This window comes from Mesorhizobium sp. AD1-1 (assembly GCF_020164655.1).
Lineage (GTDB): Bacteria > Pseudomonadota > Alphaproteobacteria > Rhizobiales > Rhizobiaceae > Mesorhizobium > Mesorhizobium ciceri.
This window is the reverse complement of record NZ_JAIUGP010000009.1, coordinates 43329-59666: the sequence shown is the minus strand read 5'-3', so window position 1 is coordinate 59666 and position 16338 is coordinate 43329. Positions and strand designations below refer to the sequence as shown.

The 16338-nt window shown below is 63.8% G+C and carries 13 protein-coding genes; 9 read left to right on the top strand and 4 right to left on the bottom strand.

The features are described 5' to 3' along the window. Positions 1 to 195: 195 nt before the first annotated feature. From LB519_RS17965 to LB519_RS17950, 4 genes are all read left to right on the top strand, one after another. On the top strand, positions 196 to 1050 hold the full coding sequence (locus LB519_RS17965; protein ID WP_127369105.1) for a MetQ/NlpA family lipoprotein: 855 nt from the start codon (positions 196 to 198) through the stop codon (positions 1048 to 1050). Between the two features lie 91 nt (positions 1051 to 1141). Then, positions 1142 to 2239 carry a methionine ABC transporter ATP-binding protein gene (locus LB519_RS17960; RefSeq protein WP_224620774.1) on the top strand — a complete coding sequence of 366 codons (1098 nt, stop codon included), beginning with the start codon at positions 1142 to 1144 and terminating at the stop codon, positions 2237 to 2239. Further along, positions 2220 to 2876 carry a methionine ABC transporter permease gene (locus LB519_RS17955; RefSeq protein WP_027161152.1) on the top strand — a complete coding sequence of 219 codons (657 nt, stop codon included), beginning with the start codon at positions 2220 to 2222 and terminating at the stop codon, positions 2874 to 2876. Before LB519_RS17960 ends, LB519_RS17955 begins: the two co-directional genes overlap by 20 nt. A 126-nt stretch (positions 2877 to 3002) precedes the next feature. Continuing rightward, positions 3003 to 3635, top strand: a complete 633-nt coding sequence (locus LB519_RS17950; protein ID WP_063173500.1) for a hypothetical protein — start codon at positions 3003 to 3005, stop codon at positions 3633 to 3635. A gap of 35 nt (positions 3636 to 3670) precedes the next feature. On the opposite strand, the gene LB519_RS17945 is transcribed toward LB519_RS17950, so the two are convergent. The 4 genes from LB519_RS17945 to LB519_RS17930 all read right to left on the bottom strand — a co-directional run bounded on the left by LB519_RS17945 (position 3671) and on the right by LB519_RS17930 (position 9584). Further along, the gene (locus LB519_RS17945; protein WP_318011935.1) at positions 3671 to 4801 is read right to left on the bottom strand and encodes an aminomethyltransferase family protein; all 1131 of its coding nucleotides are present in this window, start codon (positions 4799 to 4801) and stop codon (positions 3671 to 3673) included. A gap of 54 nt (positions 4802 to 4855) precedes the next feature. After that, positions 4856 to 5632 carry an ABC transporter substrate-binding protein gene (locus LB519_RS17940; RefSeq protein WP_063170907.1) on the bottom strand — a complete coding sequence of 259 codons (777 nt, stop codon included), beginning with the start codon at positions 5630 to 5632 and terminating at the stop codon, positions 4856 to 4858. Positions 5633 to 5755: 123 nt separating this feature from the next. Beyond that, on the bottom strand, positions 5756 to 7498 hold the full coding sequence (locus LB519_RS17935) for a hydantoinase B/oxoprolinase family protein (RefSeq protein WP_224620772.1): 1743 nt from the start codon (positions 7496 to 7498) through the stop codon (positions 5756 to 5758). A 1-nt stretch (position 7499) separates the two neighbouring features. Beyond that, on the bottom strand, positions 7500 to 9584 hold the full coding sequence (locus LB519_RS17930) for a hydantoinase/oxoprolinase family protein (RefSeq protein WP_224620771.1): 2085 nt from the start codon (positions 9582 to 9584) through the stop codon (positions 7500 to 7502). Positions 9585 to 9805: 221 nt separating this feature from the next. Between LB519_RS17930 and LB519_RS17925 the strand changes: the two genes are divergently transcribed. From LB519_RS17925 to LB519_RS17905, 5 genes are all read left to right on the top strand, one after another. Continuing rightward, positions 9806 to 10633 (top strand): ferredoxin--NADP reductase, encoded by an 828-nt coding sequence (locus LB519_RS17925; RefSeq protein WP_027040179.1) that lies wholly within the window; start codon positions 9806 to 9808, stop codon positions 10631 to 10633. 151 nt (positions 10634 to 10784) lie between these two features. Further along, positions 10785 to 11834, top strand: coding sequence for a deoxyribose-phosphate aldolase (gene deoC, locus LB519_RS17920; protein WP_024502140.1), 1050 nt, complete (start codon positions 10785 to 10787; stop codon positions 11832 to 11834). 70 nt (positions 11835 to 11904) lie between these two features. Beyond that, positions 11905 to 14277, top strand: a complete 2373-nt coding sequence (locus LB519_RS17915) for an aldehyde dehydrogenase family protein (protein WP_224620770.1) — start codon at positions 11905 to 11907, stop codon at positions 14275 to 14277. Between the two features lie 186 nt (positions 14278 to 14463). Continuing rightward, on the top strand, positions 14464 to 15195 hold the full coding sequence (locus LB519_RS17910) for an SDR family oxidoreductase (RefSeq protein WP_013528567.1): 732 nt from the start codon (positions 14464 to 14466) through the stop codon (positions 15193 to 15195). Between the two features lie 219 nt (positions 15196 to 15414). After that, a complete protein-coding gene (locus LB519_RS17905; RefSeq protein ID WP_013528568.1) occupies positions 15415 to 16260 on the top strand; it encodes a fumarylacetoacetate hydrolase family protein in 846 nt (281 codons plus the stop codon). Positions 16261 to 16338 lie beyond the last annotated feature (78 nt).

Sequence of the window (16338 nt, the reverse complement as noted above, 5' to 3'; positions counted from 1 at the left end):
ATCGCGCCGCGATCCGCTGCGGCCGGTCAAGCGGCGGCTTTTGCTCACGCTCTTGAAAATTTTGAGAGAATATTCCCGGCTTTGGCGAGAATGGCGAAACGCGTTCTTTGATAAACTTGATAGAATTTCTGAGGATGCGACCAAGGCTAGGCAATCCGCCTCGCTGCCATGACTTCACAACCGCAGAGATCAATCATGACTGACTTCAAGAACACTTTGCCATCTTCCCCCGGGTCAACCGTCAACCGGCGCAGTGGCCTTGCTCTGCTGTTCGCCTCGGTCGTCGCGATCGGCAGCCTGATTGCACCGCATGCGTCGTTTGCCGAGGACAAGAAGGCGATCAAGGTCGGCATCATCAGCGGCGAGGACGAGGACGTCTGGCGCGTCGTCGTCGCGCAAGCCGCCGAAAAGGGCCTTGCCATCGAGACGGTGGTATTCAACGACTACACCCAGCCCAACGAAGCGCTGGAGCGCGGCGAGATCGACGCCAACGCCTTCCAGCACCAGCCCTATCTCGACAACCAGATCAAGACTCAAGGCTACCACATCGTCCGTGTCGGCTATACCGGCGTCTGGCCGATCGGCCTCTACTCTAAGAAATACACGAAGGTTGCCGACCTGCCCGAGGGCGCGGTCATCGGCGTGCCCAACGACCCTTCCAACGAAGGCCGGGCGCTGCGCGTGCTGCAGAACGAGGGCGTGATCAAGCTCAGGGATGGCACCGGCATTCTGGCCACCACCGCCGACATCGCCGAGAACGCGAAGAAGGTGGTGATCAAGGAACTTGACGCCGGTATCGTCGGCCGCTCGGTCGAGGATCTCGATGCGGCCGTAGTCAATACCGACTGGGCGCTGAAAAGCGGCCTGTCGCCGGAAAACCGCATCGCGCAGGAGCCTATCGCCGACAATCCCTACCGCAACTTCATCGCGGTGAAGACCGGTAACGAGAACGAGGCCTGGGTGAAGACGCTGGTGGCTTCCTATCAGAACGAGGCGGTGAAGGCCGAGTTCGACAAGGTCTACAAGGGCACCGGCCTCAGCGCCTATTGATCCGGTCCTCGGCCGGAAGCCCGGTTCGAGAGCAACAGCGGTCCGCGCTCAGGCGCGGGCCGCGATTGCGTTTTCGGGAACAGGAATATTCATGAACCAGCATATCACGGCATCCGGGAAGACCGCCGATCCGACCCAGACCCGGCCCGACGCATCTCAGGATGTCGTGCGCCTTGTCGACCTGAAGCGCCATTTCGGTGTGACGGCGGCGCTCGACGGCATTTCGCTGACCGTGCGCAAGGGCGAGATCCTCGGTATCATCGGCCGCAGCGGCGCCGGCAAATCGACGCTGATCCGCTGCCTGAACGGGCTGGAACGGCCTGACTCCGGCGAGGTGTTCATCGAGGGCCGCGAGATCAGCCGGCTCGGCGAGCGCGACCTGCAGCCGCTGCGGCGGCGCATCGGCATGATCTTCCAGCATTTCAACCTGCTGTCGGCCAAGACCGTCGAGGACAATGTGGCGCTGCCGCTGAAGATCGAGGGCCGGCCGAAAGCCGAGAGGCTGAAGCGCGCCGCCGAACTGCTCGATCTTGTCGGCCTGTCGGAGAAAGCCAAGGCCTATCCGGCGTCGCTGTCGGGCGGCCAGAAGCAACGGGTCGGCATCGCCAGGGCGCTTGCCGCGCGCCCGGCGCTGCTCCTGTCGGACGAAGCCACCTCGGCGCTCGATCCGGAGACGACGCGCTCCATCCTCGCACTGCTCAAGGACATCAACCGGCAGCTTGGCCTGACCATCCTTTTGATCACCCATGAGATGGAGGTGATCCGTTCCATCGCCGACCGCGTGGCGGTGATCGACGCCGGACGCATCGTCGAGCAAGGGCCGGTCTGGTCGGTGTTTGCCGACCCACAATCAGACATCACCAAAAGCCTGCTCGGCGCCATCCGGCCGCAGCTGCCAGCCGAACTGGCGGCCCGGCTGTTGCCGGCGCCCGGCGAGGAGACGATCCTGCGCGTGGATGTGGCCGGCGAAGCGGCAAGCAGGCCATTGCTGTCCGACCTTGCCACGGCTGTTCCAGGCGCCTTCCGCCTCGTCCATGGCGGCATCGACCATATCCAGCAGCAGCCGGTCGGCACGCTGTTCCTTTCGGTTCCCGGCAGCGATGCAAATCATCTTGCTGACATCATCACATTCCTGAAGGCCCGCCAGGCGCGGGTGGAGGTGCTTGGCCATGTCGCCAATCCTGTTTGAACTTCTGCTGCGTTCGATCTGGGAGACGGTGCTGATGACGGCCGCCTCCGGCCTCATCTCGCTGGTCTTCGGCCTGCCGCTCGGCCTGGCGCTGATTGCTACCGAACGCGGCGGCATTGCCGAAAGCCTTTGGGTGAACCGGGCGCTCGGCGCCATCATCAACGGTTTCCGCTCGGTGCCCTTCATCATCCTTCTGGTGGCGCTGATCCCGGTGACGCGGCTGATCGTCGGCACCTCGATCGGCACATGGGCGGCCATCGTGCCGCTGTCGATCGCCGCCACGCCCTATTATGCGCGCATCGCCGAAGTGTCGCTGCGCGAAGTCGATCGCGGGCTGATCGAGGCGGCGCGCGCCATGGGCGGCAACCGCTGGACGATCATCCGCGAGGTGCTGGTGCCAGAAGCCCTGCCCGGCATCGTCGCCGGCTTCACGGTGACGCTGGTGACGCTGATCGGTGCGTCAGCCATGGCCGGCGCGATCGGCGCCGGCGGCCTCGGCGACCTCGCCATCCGCTACGGCTACCAGCGTTTTGAGACGTCGGTGATGATCGCAGTGGTCATCGTGCTGATCATCCTGGTCTGCGGCATCCAATGGGTGGGGGATCGTCTGGTGGCGAGGCTGGATCGGAGGGGGTGAGCCACGCAAGTTCTTCCGCATCCTTTTCATTTCTTTTTCATTCCTTTCTGTCTTTTCGATGGCGATTGACAGCCCTTTTTAAAAGGATCAATGTTACAGGCCAGAGATCAGAAAAGGCTTGGTGAGATGACGAATATTTTTCAAACGCCAGAGAAAGGAGCGACAAAGGGGCTGCTTTTCCAAGCGGGGATAGACGTACTTCAGCAGAATGGGTGGTCCGTCGAAAAGGCCGGGCTTGGCAAATCGTCTGTCCGAAAGATCACAAAAGGCAAAGACACCAAACTTGTGTCTATCAGGACAAGCCAAGACACATGGATTGCTTTCCCGCGCACTTCAGACGATGGCGGCTGGCTGACACTTGACGACGTGGACTATGTCGTCGCGGTTTCGGTCGATAATAAGTACATGCCCCGGCTCGCGTACATACATATGATCGACGCGACACAGATGCGGGAGCGCTACGACCGGGCATATGCCGCCCGGAAGAAGGCTGGGTACAATATTCCAGTTGGCCGCGGTGTCTGGCTGTCGCTATACGAGGAAGAAACCTCCGACCCCGTTACGCTTGTCGGCGCCGGTGCAGGCCTGAAATACCCCCCCATTGCTTCAGTGCCCTTGGATGGCCGAGCCGATGTCGATCTAGGGGAAGATGCCCCTGCCGAGGACGAAGGCCCGTTGACAATCGCCGAGGCGAAGAGACGGCTGGCGATGACTTTCGGGGTGGATCCGTCGGCCATCAAGATCATCGTCGAAGGATGATCCAAGTAGCGCTAAGCCCCATGGCTTGAAGCCAACTAACCTCGCAGCCTGATCCCTTCCGGATCGAAGAACGGTATCGGCGCCACGACCGCCCGGCTGGGCTTGCCATCGATGTCGATGCTGAGTTCGGTGCCAATCGCGGTGAAAGGCAGCCGCAGGTGCGCCGTGGCCAGCACCTTGCCCAGGGAATAGCCGTGGTCGCTGTAGGTGACGGTGCCGGCGTCCTCGCCATCGGCCAGGACCCTGGCATCGGTGGCGGCCGGCGTGTCGCCGTCGAGGATCAGGCCGACCCATTGCTCTTCGAGGCCCTTGTCGCGGACCTTGAGCAACGCTTGCCGGCCGACGAAATCGCCCTTGTCGAACTTGATCCAGCGGTCGAGCCCGACATGGAACGGGGTGCGGCTCTCGTCCATGTCGATGCCGTGCGCCGGATAGGCCTTTTCCAGGCCCAGCGTGAACATTGCCAGCACGCCATAGGGTTTCAGGCCAAAGTCCCGGCCGGTCCGCATCAGCGCGTCCCAGACCGAAGCGGCCTCGTCGGCCGGCACGAACAGCTCGAAGCCGAGCTCGCCGGTGACCCCGGTGCGCGAGATCAGCACCCGCGTGCCGTTGATGTGGCCTGACGTGAACGACCAGCGTTTCAGCCCGTCCAGATCGGCATCCGAGATCATCGCCTTCAACAGTTCGCGCGAGCGCGGACCCTGGATGGTCGGGAAGGCGATGGAAGCCGTGATGTCGGTGACATAGGCCTTGCGACCCTGCGCGTGATGCAACAGCCAGGGCAGCATCTTCAGGCGGTTGACCGAGCCGGTTACCAGCATGAAGTGCTCCGGACCCAACCGAAACACGGTGAGGTCGTCCATGATGCCGCCATCCTCGCGGCAGACCGTGGAATAGCGGACCTGGCCCGGTTTCATGGCAGCGGCATTATTGACGATGACATGGTTGACCAGCGCCTCGGCATCCGGCCCCTTGATGTCCATCTTGCCCATGGTGCTGAGATCCTGCACGCCGACATTTTCGCGGGTGTTCAGATGCTCGTCGGCAATGCCGGAATAGGTTTTAGCGGAGATGAAATCGCCCCCGACACGACCCATGGTCGCGCCCAGCCCGACGATGCTGCTGTAGAAAGGGGAACGCCGCTCAGCCAAGGAAGTCTCCATCATTCAAGAAAAACGGCAGCGCCAGCCGGCGCTGCCGGAAGGCATCTGTTGTCGTTCTCAGCTGCCGTAGACGTCGAACGAGAAGTACTTGTCGTTGATTTCCTTGTACTTGCCATTGGCGCGCAGCGCGTCGATGGCCGCATTGAGCTTGTCGGCCAGTTCCTTGTTGCCCTTTTGCAGGGCGATGCCGACGCCGGGGCCGTGTATGGCCGGATCGGCGGTCAGCGTGCCGAGCAGCTTGCAGCAGGCGCCGTCTGGCTTCTTCAACCACTCGGTCAAGATGATCGACCCGTCCATCATCGCGTCGAGGCGGCCATTGGCCATGTCGGTGCGGGCATCGTCGCCCGTCGGATAGGCCTTGACCGTCGAGCCTGCATATTTCTGGTCGGCGAATTTCTGGTGGATGGTCGCGGTCTGCACGCCGAGCGCCTTGCCTTTCAGATCATCGGGCGACGTGCCCGCGATGGTCGAATCCTTCGGCACGGCGATAGCCGGCGGCGTCTGGTAGTATTTGTGGGTGAACTCGACCTTCTCGGCCCGCTCGGGCGTGATGGTGATGTTGATGATGGCGTCGAACTTGCCGGCCTGCAGCGCCGGTATGGAACCATCGAAATCCTGCACGCTGAACTCACACTCAGCCTTCATCTCGGCACACAGCGCCTTCCCCAAGTCGATGTCGAAGCCGCCCAGCGTGCCGTCGGCACTGGCGTAGTTGAAGGGCGGATAAGCGCCTTCGGTGCCGATCCTGAGTTTTTTGTCCTGGGCGGAGGCGGCACCCGTGGCAAGGGTGAGGGCGACGGAAGCGGCAAGCACGAAACGACCGAAAAGACGCATGTTCGAGATCCCCGTTGAAAGCGGGAAGTCTACGGTCTTCCAGGCGCGCGGCGGAGACGGAAACGACATGCGCTGCGGCGATCGCGGCGCGGCGAGCAGACCAGTCGATCGATCGGTGATGTGTTAGCCGACGCGCTGCTTGTCGGTGGCCGTCCGGTCGATGGCCAACTCCCCGGCCGAGAGGACAACGCCAAACTTTTCGGTGGCTTCCTCTGATGTGTAGTACCCCAGCGCCACGTCGCGCAGCACAAGATCGGCATCGCGCTGCAGCGGATCGCCGTAGCCGCCGCCGCCCGGCGTGCCGACGCGCACACGGTCGCCGGCCTTGAGCGCAATGTCCTGTTCCTTGGACAAATGCGGCGGCACGTGTTCCTCGCCGTTGCGGAAGACGGTCACCGTGTTGACGGCGCCGTCCTTGCCGCCAAGCGCGCCCTGCGGGCCGAACCGGCCATGGTCCATGACGAAGGAAGCGCGGGCGTCGCCGCGCAGGATTTCCACCTCATAGGCGAGTCCGAAACCGCCGCGATGCTTGCCGGCGCCGCCGGAGCCTTCACGCAAGGCGTAGTGGCGGTAGAGCACCGGGAATGCCTGTTCCATGATCTCGACCGGCGGCGACTTGGAGATGCCGATGGTCGAGCAGCCATTGGTCAGGCCGTCATGGCCTGAATTGCCGCCATAACCGCCGCCGGAGATCTGGTACATGACGTAGTCGCGGCCGCGTGCCGGGTCGTTGCCGCCGAGTGCGAAATTGCCGCTGGAACCGGCGGGGGCGGCGGTCACCTTGTCCGGCAGCGCCTGCACCATCGCCGCGAACACCGCCTCGGCGATGCGCTGCGACACCTCGGCGGCGCAGCCCGAGACGGGCCGCGGATATTTGGCGTCGAGGAACGTGCCTTCCGGCCGCTTGACGATCAGGGGTTCAAACGCGCCGGCGCTGATCGGTACATCCGGGAAAATGTGGCGCATGGCGAGATAGACCGAGGATAGGGTCGTCGCCAGCACGCTGTTCATCGGCCCGGCGCAGGGCTTTGACGAACCGGTGAAATCGAAGGTCAGCGTGTCGCCCTGTTTTTCGACGGCGAGCGCGATGATCAGCGGCTCGTTGACCACCCCATCGGAATCGACAAACGCCGTGGAATGGTAGGTCCCGTCGGGAATGGCTGAGATGTTGGCGCGCATCTGTTCGGCCGCGCGGCGGCGCAGTTCGGCGATCGCCTCTACAACCGTTTCATCCCCGTAACGATCCAGGATTCCATTGAGCCTGTCCCGACCGATCAGCAGTGCGGCAGCTTGGGCGCGAATGTCGCCGATGCGCTGGTCGGCGACGCGGATGTTGGAGCAGATGATGGCGTAGATTTCCGGATCGAGCACGCCCTTCTTGAACAGTTTTACGGGCGGCAGTCGCAGGCCTTCCTGCTCCACGGCAGTCGCCGAGGCTGAAAATCCGCCCGGCACCGAGCCGCCAATGTCGGGCCAATGGCCGGTGTTGGATAGCCAGCAGAAAATCTTGCCGTCCCGGTAGACCGGCATGGCGAAGCGCACATCCATCAGATGGGTGCCGCCGAGATAGGGGTCGTTGACGACGTAGATGTCGCCTGGTTCCGGCGGCAGGCAACGGCCGTCGGCGATCATCTCGATCACCGTCCTGGTCGAATATTGCATGACACCGACGAACACCGGCAGGCCTTGGCTGCCTTGCGCGATCAGCGAACCGTCGACAGCCGAATAGATGCCGTCGGAGCGGTCATTGGCCTCGGCGATGACAGGCGAGAAGGCGGCGCGTGAGAAGGTCAGGTCCATCTCGTCGCAGACCTGCTGCAGGGCCGCCTGGAGGACCGAAAGGGTGATGGCGTCGAGCTTTGCCATATCAGGCCTCACCAATGTCGATGATGATGTTGCCGTCAGCGTCGCTGCGTGCGCGGTCGCCGGGTTCGAGCACGGTGGTGGCATCCATCTGTTCGAGGATCGCCGGGCCTTCGATGATAGCATCGAGCGGCAGCTTTTCACGCGCATATACGGGCGTGTCGTGCCAACGGCCGGCATACCAGACCGGCCGGATTTCGCGCCGCGCCTCGTCCAGCGTTGCTGCGCGCCCCGCCGGATCGATCAGGCGCGACAGATCGATCGCCAGACGCACGCCGGTGACCGATGTATTGAGATTGACGAGATTGGCTCGGATTTCCGGCAGCTCGACCTTGAAGCGGGCGAAATAGGCCTTTTCGAAAAGCTGCTGCAGCGTTGCCCGGGTCACCGAGGAGGACGGCAGCGCCACGTTGATGATGTGGGTCTGGCCGACGAACTGCATGTCGGCGGAGTGGGTGACGCGGATCGTCTCCGGCTTTACCGCTTCCTTGCCGATCAGCTCCTCGCCTTCGTTTCGGTGCCGTTCCAATACCCCATGAAGGCGCGTTTCGTCGAGTACCGACACCGGCTGGTTGATGGTGTTGACGAAGTCGTGGCGCAGGTCGGCAACGACGCAGCCGAGCGCGTTGGTGATGCCTGGACGCGCGGGCACCAGCACCTTGGGCAGGCCGAGTTCGCGCGCCAGGGCAGTCGCATGCAGCGGCCCGGCGCCGCCGAAGGCGAACAGCGCGAAATCGCGGGGGTCATGACCGCGTGACACCGAGACCATGCGGATGGCGCCGGCCATCTTCATGTTCCCGAGCCGCAGCACCGCGCCCGCCGCCTCGACGCCGGACAGGCCGGTCGGCTTGCCGATTTTCTCCTCGAAGATGCCGGTGACGCGCTCTGATGTGACCGGGTTTTCGACTGCCAGCAGCTTCTTCGGCGCCAGCCGGCCGAGCACCAGATTGGCGTCGGTGATGGTCGGCTCGAGGCCGCCGCGCCCGTAGCAGATCGGGCCGGGATTGGCGCCCGCACTTTCCGGGCCGATCTGGATCAGGCCGGCCGCGTCGACGCGGGCGATCGAGCCGCCGCCGGCGCCGACCGTGTGCACCGCCACCATCGGCACATGGATCGGCATGGCATATTCGATCTCGATCTCGTTCGAGACAGCCGGCTCGGCATTGCGGATCAGCGCCACGTCGGTCGAAGTGCCGCCCATGTCGTAGGTGACGAGGTTTTCGAAGCCGGCACGTTTTCCGGTATAGGCGGCGGCGATAACGCCGGAGGCCGGGCCGGACATCACAGTCTTAGCCGATTCTCGTGTGACGAAGCGGGCCGAGATCATGCCGCCATTGCCGTTCATGATCAGGAAGTCGCGGGCATAGCCTTTTGCAGCCAGTTCCTTGCGCAGCCGCTCGACATAGCGCTCGAGGATCGGCTGCACCGAGGCGTTGACCGAAGCGGTGACGCCGCGCTCGAACTCGCGCGCCTCCGACAGCAGCGCATGGCCTGCCGTGATGTAGCCGTTCGGCCAGAGCTCGCCGGCAATTTCGGTGGCGCGCCGCTCGTGCGCCGGATTGGCGTAGGAATGCAGGAAATGGATGACGAGGGATTCGCAACCGGCCGCGATCAGCGTCTGCACCGCCTCGCGCATTTCGGCCTCGTCGAGCGGTGTGCGTATCGCACCCGACGCCTCGACGCGCTCCGACACCTCGAGCCTGAGATTGCGCGGGATGATCGGCACGAAGCTGCCGGTCATGCCATAGGCCTGCGGCCGCGTGCGCCGGCCAAGCTCGATCACGTCGCGAAAACCGCGCGTGGTGATCATGCCGGTTTTCGCCAGCCGGCGTTCGAGCACCGCATTGGTGGTGGTGGTCGTGCCATGCACGATGAGGTCGATGCCGTCGATCGGAAATCCGGTGGCGCCGAGTGCCGAAACGACACCGAAGGCCTGGTTGTCGACCGTGGTCGGCGTCTTGGCCAGATACACCCTGCCGCCATCGCTTCCGTCGATCAGGAGCAGGTCGGTGAAGGTGCCGCCGACATCGATACCGGCAACGACATTTCCCCGGGACTCGCGCGCTTGCGCCGAAATATTCTCTTCCATCGTCGAAACCCGAAATGCGCGGACTACGGATATGCGTCAGTTTGGAAAGCTGTTTTAAGGGAGCATCTTGACGCAAATATCGTTTGTATACTAATAAATTCCGGACACAAGAGCTTGCCGCTTTGGAGTGTGCGAACAGCACGCCGGGACCTGAATGGTCCGGGCGCGCAGGTGAAGGTTTGGCGCCCGCGTCCGTGAGCTGGGCCAGAAGGTTGGATTTGATGAACACCACATCCGCTCTCAACACCGTCGGCGCCCGACCGCTGCAGTTCCCGATTCCGGCCAATGTCTATGCCGAAACCGTGGTCTCGGTGAAGCACTACACCGACCGGCTGTTCTCGTTCCGCATCACCCGTCCGCAGTCGCTGCGCTTCCGCTCCGGCGAGTTCGTCATGATCGGCCTGCCCAATGCAGAGAAGCCGGTGTACCGCGCCTATTCGGTGGCGAGCCCGGCCTGGGACGAAGAGCTGGAATTCTTCTCGATCAAGGTGCCGGACGGCCCGCTGACTTCGGAGCTGCAGAAGATCCAGGTCGGCGACACCGTCATCATGCGCCAGAAGTCGACGGGCACGCTGGTGGTCGACGCACTGACGCCGGCCAAGCGGCTGTTCATGATCTCGACCGGCACCGGCATCGCGCCCTTCGCCAGCCTGCTGCGCGACCCCGACACCTACGAAAAATTCGATCAGCTGATCCTGACCCATACCTGCCGCGACAATGCGGAACTCACCTACGGCCAGGAGCTGGTCGCAGCACTTGAAAGCGACCCGCTGATCGGTGAACTGACCACTGGGCGCGTCACGCTCTACAATTCGACGACCCGCGAGGAATCGGCACGCATGGGCCGCATCACCGCGCTGATCGGCTCCGGCAAGTTCTACAGCGATCTCGGCATCGACAAGCTCAACCCGGAAACCGATCGGATCATGATCTGCGGCTCGATGCATATGCTGAAGGACGTCAAGGAACTGGCCGAAAGCCTCGGCTTCGAGGAAGGCTCGCTGAGCCATCCGGCGACTTTTGTCGTCGAGCGCGCCTTCGTCGGCTGAGCCGCACCAACATCTCGAGTCTACGCTTTTGACCGCACGGTCAAAAATTGCTGCTTTCGCCGCCTTTTTCGGTTATGACCGCCCGCAGGACTCGTGAAGTACGGCTTCACGGGCTATCTTCGGCACACGTCGCTGAATGAAAGGGCAGGAGATGAGCAGCACAATCCGCGAAGCCGATGTCGGCTCGTCCAAGGTGACGCCGCTGCCGGCGCGTGCCGCCGCCAATACAGCCGTCCCACCGGACCATCGCGTTGCGCGCAACCCCGGCATGAAGCTCGACCTTGGCTTCATGGAATCGGTGCGCAGCGTCAATCGCTCGGCGCTGGAACGGCGCGTCGCCAGCCTGACCAAGCGGCGCTCTATCAAGGCCGACAACCAGGCCGCCTGGCTGCTGCGCGCCGTCGCCTGCATGGATTTGACGACGCTGAATTCCAACGACACCGAGGAGCGCGTGCGCCGGCTTTGCGCCAAGGCGATCAATCCGTTCCGCCGCGACATTGTCGAGGGCCTCGGCATATCAGGTGAAACCATCCGCCCGGCCGCCGTCTGCGTCTACCACCCCTTCGTTGCCACCGCCGTCGATGCGGTGCGCGGCACTGGCATCCATGTCGCCGCCGTCTCCACCGCCTTTCCGCATGGCCTGGCGCCGCTTTCGACCCGTCTGCAGGAGATCGAGGCCTCGGTCCGTGACGGCGCCGACGAGATCGACGTCGTCATCCCGCGCGGCCTGGTGTTCGGCGCCAAGTGGCGGGAGCTTTACAATGAGATCGTCTCGATGCGCGCCGCCTGCGGTGATGCGCATCTGAAGGTCATCCTCGGCACCGGCGACCTCGCCACGCTGCGCAATGTCATGCTGGCCTCGATGGTGGCGATGATGGCGGGCGCCGATTTCATCAAGACCTCGACCGGCAAGGAAAGCGTCAACGCGACGCTGCCCGTCGGCCTCGCCATGGTGCGCGCCATCAGGGCCTATTTCGAGGAAACCGGCTATCTCATCGGCTTCAAGCCGGCCGGCGGCATTTCCACGGCCAAGGCCTCGCTCGACTGGCTGGTGCTGATGAAGGAAGAGCTCGGCCGGCCATGGCTGGAGCCGGACCTGTTCCGCTTCGGCGCGTCGAGCCTCTTGACCGACATCGAGCGCCAGCTCGAGCACCATCTGACCGGACATTATTCGGCCAATCATCGCCACGCGATGGCGTAAGCCTTTACCCCCACCCCGATCGGCTTTTGCCGATCGACCCTCCCAGGCGGGAGGGTGAAGGAGGCACCCAATGAACATTCTCGATCGCTATCACGCCATGGAATACGGCCCGGCACCGGAGGCCCGCAACGAGGCCGACGCCTGGCTTGCCGCGCGCGATTTCGGCAAGGCGCTGTTCATCGGCGGCGACTGGAAAGCCGCTGCCGGCGGCAAGACCTTCGAGACCAGCGAGCCGTCTTCCGGCAAGCTGCTGGCCGAGGTCTCGGACGCCAATGCCGCCGATATCGACGCGGCGGTTGCGGCCGCCGCCAAGGCGCTGCCGAAGTGGTCGGCAGCCTCAGGCTATCAGCGTGCCAAGGTGCTTTATGCCATCGGCCGCGCCATGCAGCGGCATCAGCGCCTGTTCGCGGTGCTTGAGACCATCGACAACGGCAAGCCGATCCGCGAAAGCCGCGATATCGACGTGCCGCTGGCGATCCGCCATTTCATCCACCATGCCGGCTGGGCGCAGGCGCTGGACAGGGATTTCCCCGGCCATAGGGGTGTCGGCGTCGTCGGCCAGATCATCCCGTGGAACTTTCCGCTGCTGATGCTGGCCTGGAAGATCGCGCCGGCGCTCGCCGCCGGCTGCACCGTGGTGCTGAAGCCGGCCGAGTTCACGCCGCTGACCGCCATCCTGTTCGCCGAGATTTGCGAGCGTGCCGGCGTGCCGAAGGGCGTCGTCAACATCGTCCAGGGCGGCCCTGAGGCCGGCGTCGCCATCGTCAACCATCCCGGCGTCCAGAAGATCGCCTTTACCGGTTCTTCCGAGGTCGGCAAGATCATCCGCAAAGCCACTGCCGGCTCGGGCAAGAAACTGTCGCTGGAGCTCGGCGGCAAATCGGCTTTCATCGTCTTCGAGGATGCCGATCTCGACAGCGCCGTCGAAGGCCTGGTCGATGGCATCTGGTTCAACCAGGGCCAGGTCTGCTGCGCCGGTTCGCGGCTCCTGGTGCAGGAAGGCATAGCCGACGCCCTGATCGCCAAGGTCAAGACGCGGATGAGCCGGCTGCGCGTCGGCAGCCCGCTCGACAAGAACACCGATATCGGCCCGCTCGTCGATCTGACCCAGCTTGACCGCGTCAAGGGCCTGGTTGCCGAAGGCGCCAGACAGGGCGCTGTCTGCTGGCAGCCGGATGCCGCGCTGCCGTCCTCCGGCTATTACCATCTGCCGACGCTCGCCACAGGTGTTTCGCCGGCTAACATATTGGCGCAAGAAGAGGTGTTCGGCCCTGTTCTGGCGACCATGACCTTCCGCAACACCGAGGAAGCGATCGAGCTCGCCAACAACACGCGCTATGGCCTCGCCGCCTCGGTGTGGAGCGAGAATGTCAACCTTGCCCTGCACGTCGCGCCGCAATTGAAGGCCGGCGTGGTCTGGGTCAACGGCACCAACATGTTCGACGCCGCCTGTGGCTTCGGCGGCTACCGCGAGAGTGGTTTCGGTCGTGAGGGCGGGCGCGAGGGCATGTTCGAATATCTCACGGCAAAATTGCCGCTCGGCCCGGTCATCAAGCCGGCGACGATGTCGGCGCAACCGGTCGAGCAGGCCGATGGCGCGGCAATCGACCGCACGGCAAAGCTGTTCATCGGCGGCAAGCAGGTACGGCCGGACGGCAATTATTCGCTCGCCATCGCCACCGCCAAGGGCAAGCTTGCCGGCGAAGTTGGGCTCGGTAGCCGCAAGGATATCCGCGATGCCGTCTCCGCCGCCCGCGGTGCCAAGGCCTGGCCGGAGGCGACCGCCTATAACAGGTCCCAGGTGCTCTATTATCTGGCCGAGAACCTTTCCGGCCGCGCCGGCGAGTTCGCCGCCCGTCTCACCGAATTGACCGGCGCTACGCCCAAGGCCGCGCGGGAAGAGGTAGAACAATCCATCGAGCGCCTGTTCCTCTATGCCGGTCTGGCTGACAAATTCGAGGGCCGCGTGCACCAACCGCCCGCGCGTGCCGTGACATTGGCGCTGCACGAGCCGGTCGGCGTCGTCGGCATCGTCGCGCCGGATGCCTCGCCGCTGCTCGGCCTGATCTCGCTGATTGCACCCGCACTCGCGATGGGCAACACCGTGGTCGCAGTGCCGTCGGAGCGCTACCCGCTGCTGGCGACCGATCTCTACCAGGTCATCGAATATTCCGACATTCCCTCAGGCGCCATCAACATCGTCACCGGTCGCAGCGCCGAACTCGCCGGCGTGCTGGCCAAGCATGACGATGTCGACGGGCTTTGGGTATTCGCCGATGCCGAGACCTGCGCCAAGGCGGAGGCCGAGTCCATCGGCAACCTCAAGCGCGTCTGGAGCGGCAATGGCCGCGGCATCGATTGGGCATCCGACCAAGCCGCCGGCGACGCCTTCCTGCGCCGCGCCGTCGAGGTCAAGAATGTCTGGGTGCCTTACGGCGATTGATGGCCTGCCGGTACTGTTCAGATCGTGTTCGGGCTTGACGCCCGGACAGATGTTCTTTAACGAGAAAAAACATCTTTATCAGTGAACGGTCAACGGCGCAGGCTGCACGATCACGCGTGACTGGCACATGACGCCTTGGCCAGCCGCAGGTAGACCCGGACTATCCCAGCGGACGAGGAGAACAGCATGGCGGATCTGGCAGGCAAGGTCGTTGTCGTCACGGCAGCGGCGCAAGGGATCGGCAAGGCGAGCGCACTGGCCTTCGCAAAAGCCGGCGCCATCGTCTACGCCACCGACATCAACGAGACGCTGCTGGCGGAACTCGCCAAGACGCCAGGGATCAAGACCCGCAAGCTGGACGTGCTCAACGACGAAGCCGTCAACGCCGCCTTTGCCGAGATCGGTGTCGTCGACGTGCTGTTCAATTGCGCCGGTTTCGTCCATTCGGGCTCGATCCTGGAGATGAAGGACGGCGACCTCGATTTCGCGCTGAACCTCAATGTCCGCGCCATGATCCGCACCAGCCGGGCCGTGCTGCCCGGCATGCTGGAACGCGGCGACGGATCGATCATCAACATGGCCTCGCTGGCCAGTTCCACCAAGGGCGTGCCCAACCGCTTCGTCTATGGCCTGACCAAGGCCGCGGTCATCGGCCTGACCAAGGCGATAGCCGCCGACTATGTCGGCAAGGGCATACGCTGCAACGCCATCTGCCCCGGCACGGTCGAGAGCCCGTCGCTGCAGGACCGCATGCACGCGCAAGGCGACTATGATGCCGCCCGCGCCGCCTTCATCGCCCGCCAGCCGATGGGCCGGCTCGGCACGCCGGAGGAAATCGCCGATCTGGCCGTCTACCTGGCCGGCGCCACGTACACGTCCGGGCAGGCCTACAATATCGACGGCGGCTGGTCGATCTGACTGCGGAAATCTTGCGTGGGCCGGACGATCTGGCCCGTTGCCGGCGTTTAACAGGGGATCGAACAGTCTGAAAATCCCGCGCGCCGGCTATCTTGTATGGCGATCGCGCTTGTCCGTAGTCAGGTCGATGGGTACGGTCCGCCGGTTCCTTGAAGGAGCAATCGCCTTGGCGGAAAGTTTGCAAAAGGCCACGAGGCCGCAATCAGGAGAAGGATTTAGATGAAACTGCTGCGCTATGGCGAGGTGGGAAGCGAACGTCCCGGCCTGCTCGATGCGGATGGAACGATCCGTGATCTCTCCGCTCACGTCACCGATATCGGCGGCAAGGCACTCGATCCGGCATCGCTGGCAGCACTCGCCAAGCTAGATCCGAAGTCGCTGCCGGCGGTTTCCGGCAGCCCGCGCCTCGGCGCCTGCGTTGCCGGCACGGGCAAGTTCATCTGTATCGGCCTGAACTATTCCGACCACGCCGCCGAGACCGGCGCCACCGTGCCGCCGGAGCCGATCATCTTCATGAAGGCGAGCTCGGCCATTGTCGGGCCGGATGACGACGTGCTGATCCCTCGCGGCTCGGAGAAGACCGACTGGGAAGTCGAGCTGGCCGTGATCATCGGCAAAACCGCCAAATATGTCAGCGAGGCCGATGCGCTCGACTATGTCGCCGGTTATAGCGTTGCCCACGACGTCTCCGAACGCGCCTTCCAGGCCGAGCGGCAGGGCCAGTGGACCAAGGGCAAGAGCTGCGACACATTCGGCCCGACCGGCCCATGGCTGGTGACCAAAGACGAAGTGGCCGACCCGCAGAACCTCAAAATGTGGCTGACCGTCAACGGCAAGACGATGCAGAACGGCTCGACCAAGACCATGGTCTATGGCGTCAAGTATCTGGTGTCCTATCTCAGCCAGTTCATGTCGCTGCATCCCGGCGACATCATCTCCACCGGCACGCCGCCCGGCGTCGGGCTGGGCATGAAGCCGCCGGTGTTCTTGAAGGCCGGCGATGTGGTGGAGCTGGGCATTGAAGGCCTGGGGCAACAGAAGCAGACGTTCAAGGCGGACGTTTAGGCAGTACATTTCGGGGTCAGCGCTGCCCCCTCATCCGGCCGCTTCGCGGCCACCTTCTCCCCGCTGGGGAGAAGAGAC